The 3,769-nt window shown below is 70.4% G+C and carries 4 protein-coding genes (1 of these 4 cut by a window edge); 3 read left to right on the forward strand and 1 reads right to left on the reverse strand.

What is annotated here, in order from left to right; genetic code table 11:
* A protein-coding gene (locus BGO22_RS17605; RefSeq protein ID WP_286852006.1) for an FAD-dependent oxidoreductase crosses the window boundary here: on the forward strand, positions 1-1,240 show its 3' portion. 440 nt of this gene lie to the left of the window's left edge; only the last 1,240 of its 1,680 coding nucleotides appear in the window; its start codon lies off the left edge, out of view; the stop codon is at positions 1,238-1,240.
* Positions 1,241-1,260: 20 nt separating this feature from the next.
* Here BGO22_RS17605 and BGO22_RS17610 read toward each other — a convergent pair whose 3' ends face one another.
* Positions 1,261-1,992: a GntR family transcriptional regulator gene (locus BGO22_RS17610; RefSeq protein WP_175442854.1), complete on the reverse strand. Its 732-nt coding sequence runs from the start codon at positions 1,990-1,992 to the stop codon at positions 1,261-1,263.
* 218 nt (positions 1,993-2,210) lie between these two features.
* Between BGO22_RS17610 and BGO22_RS17615 the strand changes: the two genes are divergently transcribed.
* On the forward strand, positions 2,211-3,206 hold the full coding sequence (locus BGO22_RS17615) for a TRAP transporter substrate-binding protein (protein WP_204743745.1): 996 nt from the start codon (positions 2,211-2,213) through the stop codon (positions 3,204-3,206).
* Positions 3,203-3,757, forward strand: coding sequence for a TRAP transporter small permease (locus BGO22_RS17620; protein ID WP_083293225.1), 555 nt, complete (start codon positions 3,203-3,205; stop codon positions 3,755-3,757). The genes BGO22_RS17615 and BGO22_RS17620 overlap by 4 nt, the downstream gene beginning before the upstream one ends.
* The last annotated feature ends 12 nt before the right edge of the window (positions 3,758-3,769 follow it).

A 3,769-nucleotide genomic window follows, 5' to 3' on the forward strand; every position in this document is an offset into this window, starting at 1 on the left:
CGCGCGGTTGCGCCCGCCCATGCGCCACATGATGGTGCTGGGCGGCCTGTCGGTCAGCAAGGACGACGTCGCGCCGCTGCTGCGCCCGTTCGCCTCCTGGCGCGCGCTGCGCCATGTGCTGGCCCTGCTGGCCCGGCACGCGCGCGACCGCCTGAGCCACCCGCGCGGCACGCGGCTGGTGATGGGCAATGCGCTCATCGCGCGCCTGCTGCACAGCCTGCGCCAGCGCGGCGTGGACCCGCTCACCGGCGTGGACGTGCGCGCGCTGCACCAGGAAGGCGGCGCCGTGACCGGCGCCACGCTGACGCACGGCGGCCGCGAGCGCCGCGTGCGCGCGCGCCGCGGCGTGGTGCTGGCCTGCGGCGGCTTCGGGCACGCGCCCGACTGGCGCCAGCGCCTCCTGCCCCAGCCCGCGCACACGCATTCGCTGATGGCCGAGGGCAACACGGGCGACGGCCTGCGGCTGGCACAGGCCGTGGGCGCCGCGGTCGATGAGACCGGGCACCGCGCGCCGGCCTTCTGGGCGCCGGTGTCGGTGCGGCAGGGCGCGGACGGCGCGCCGCAGCGCTTCCCGCACTTCGCGCTGGACCGCGCCAAGCCGGGCCTGATCGCCGTCGACGCGCGCGGCCGGCGCTTCGTCAACGAGGGCGACTCGTACCACGACTTCGTGCTGGCCATGCAGGACGCGTCGGCCGTGCCCGCGCACCTGATCTGCGACGCCCGCTTCCTGCGCCGCTACGGCCTGGGCCTGGTGCGCCCCGGTGCCTGGCGGCTGGGCCCATTCGTGCGCGACGGCTACCTGCGCCGCGCGCCGACCCTGGCCGCGCTGGCGGCGCAGCTCGGCGTGGACGCCGAGGGTCTGCAGGCCACGGTGGCGCGCCACAACCGCTTCGCGGCCACGGGAGTCGACGAGGAGTTCGGCAAGGGCACGAGCGGGCTCAACCGCTTCAACGGCGACCCGGACCACGGCCCCAACCCCTGCCTGGGCCCGATCGCCACCGCGCCGTTCTACGCGGTGAGCGTGTGGCCGGGCGACGCCGGCATGAGCGTGGGCCTGAGCACCGACGCCGACGCCCGGGTGCTGCGGCCCGATGGCCAGGCGATCGATGGCCTGTACGCCTGCGGCGCCGACATGGGGTCCATCATGCGCGGGCGCTACCCCGGGCCGGGCGTCACCCTGGGGCCGGCGCTGGTGTTCGCCTGGCGCGCGGTGAGGCACGCGGCGGCGGCGCCGGCCTGAACCGGTGCGCCGCCGCGGGCTCAGGCCGCGCGCGCGGCGGCCAGCGACTGGGTGTAGGCGGTGCCCGTCTTGAGCACGTGGCGGAACAGGATCTCGCCAGCGAAGCGCGCGTCGCGCAGCTCCATGGCCGACATCACCAACTCGTGCTCCTTCACCGACTCGTCCCAGCGCCCGTCGGTGGTGATGGCGATGAAGCGCGGGCGCCGGGCGCGTGTCATCAGGTCGGCGTGCGTGCGGCTGAGCTGCGGGTTGTCCGCCATCTCGATGATGGTTTCATGGATGCGGTGGTTGAGCTCGAAGTAGCGGTCGCGGTCGCCCTCGGCGTGGTGCCGCAGCATCTCGTCGTGCAGCGCGCGCAGTCGGGCCAGGGCCGGCGCCGAGGCCTGCAGCGTCACCGTCTCCACCGCCAGGCGCTCCAGGGCCGCGATCACCGCGAACAGGTTGACGATCTCGTCCGTCGACGGCGTGGTCACGCGCGAGCCCCGATTGGGCAGCAACTCGACCAGGCCCTCGGCCGCCAGCACCTTCAAGGCCTCGCGGATGGGCGTGCGCGACACGCCCAGGGCCTCGCTGAGCCCCACCTCGTTGATGCGCTCGCCCGAGGCGAGCTCGCCGTGCACGATCAGGTTGCGGATGTGCCCGCAGACGTCGGCGTGCACGCCACGCCGACGCCGCTCCTCCGCGCCGGGCGGCTCTTCCGCGCCCGGCGCGGGGGCGGTCTCTTGCAGGGACCCAGTCAGCGGCTTGTCCACGGCCTTCCCCATTTGAATGCAAACCTGGCCGAATCGGCCAAAAGTGAATTATCTTGGTGCGAGGTTAAGGCAAATTCAGTCGTATGAGCACCAATTTAGTGCGTAAATACCCTGTTGACAGGGGAGTAGTCGAAAAGATAATGCACTTGCACGGTTCTTGCATTTTCCAGGTCGTCATCCCCTGTAACCCATCCGCTGACCCCAGCGAAGGAATTGCCATGAAGTTTCGCCGATCCCTTGTTCTCTCGGCCGTCGCCGCCCTGACCCTCGTGGGCCTTCACGCCCCCTCCATGGCCCAGCAGCGGCTGCGCGTGGCGGGCAACTTCCCCGCGGACCACACGGCCACCAAGGTGATGGAGATCTTCAAGAAGGAGGTGGAGGCGCGCACCAAGGGCGAGCTCCAGGTCGACCTGTTCCCCAACATGCAGCTGGGCGGCGCGGCCGAGAACGTCGACCAGGTGCGCTCCGGCACGGTGTTCGCCATCGTCACCTCCATCGCCTACTTCACCCGCATCGTGCCGGAGTACGAGGCCGTCAGCCTGCCCTTCCTGTTCAGCTCGCGCGAGGCCGCCTTCCGCGTCATGGACGGCCCGGTCGGCAAGCTGTTCGACGAGCGCATGGCGCAGAAGGGCTTCATCAGCCTGGGCTATGGCGAGCTGGGCTTTCGCCACGTGACGAACAACGTGCGGCCCATCACCTCCTCGGCCGACTTCAAGGGCCTGAAGATCCGCCTGCAGCCCAACGAAGTGCACCTGGACACCTTCCGCGCGCTGGGCGCCAACCCGGTCGCCATGGACGTGAAGGAGGTCTACTCGGCCATGCAGCAGGGCGTGCTCGACGGCCACGAGAACCCCTACAACATCATCGCCAGCCGCCGCTTCAACGAGGTGCAGAAGCACCTGTCCGACACCGGCCACTTCTACGACTTCATCAACGCGGCCGCCAACAAGCGCCTGTTCGAGCGCCTGAGCAAGCCGCAGCAGGAGGCGGTCATGGCCTCCATGAAAGAGGCCATGACCTGGCAGCGCGCGGAAGCCGCCCGCGAGGATGAGCGCTGGCGCCAGCAGCTGGTGAAGGCCGGCATGACCTTCACGCCGATCACCCCGCAGGGCCGCGCCGACTTCCGCCGCAGCACCGCGGGCGTGGTGGAGTCGCTCAAGAAGCGCATCGATCCCAAGCTGATCGAAGCCGTCGTCACCGAGGCGAACAAGTGACGCAGGGCGCGAGCGCCGCCGAGGCGGCCCCGCCGCCCGGCGACAACGGACTGCCCCCGATCTGGCCCGCCATCCGGCGCTGGGTCGAGGCCCTCGACCGCGTGTCCATGGTGGTGATCGTGCTGGCCATGGCCGCCATGACGCTGATGGTGTCCCTGCAGGTGTTCTGGCGCTACGTGCTGAGCTCGTCCATCGACTCGGCCGACGAGGTCTCGCGCCTGTTCTTCGTCTGGGTCATCTTCCTGGCGATCCCGCACGGCATCAAGTACGCGGTGCACGTCGGCATCGACCTGCTGCTCATGGCCCTGTCGCCGCGCAACAAGGAACGGCTGTTCCGCGTGGTGTGCGTGGCCAGCGCGGTGCTGATGGCGGCGATCTTCTGGGCCGCCTGGGTGGCCACGCTGGACAAGTGGCAGGAGCTCATGCCGACCCTGCCCATCACCGCCGGCATCTACTACGTCGCCGTGCTGATCTGCGCGGCCCATTCGTTCATCCACCTCGTGCTGCACGCCTGGCTGGGTTCGCGCATCTGGGAAGGAAGGTTGTCATGACCTGGCTCGTGA

It is taken from the genome of Hydrogenophaga sp. 70-12 (assembly GCF_001897365.1).
Classification (GTDB): Bacteria; Pseudomonadota; Gammaproteobacteria; order Burkholderiales; family Burkholderiaceae_C; genus Hydrogenophaga; species Hydrogenophaga borbori.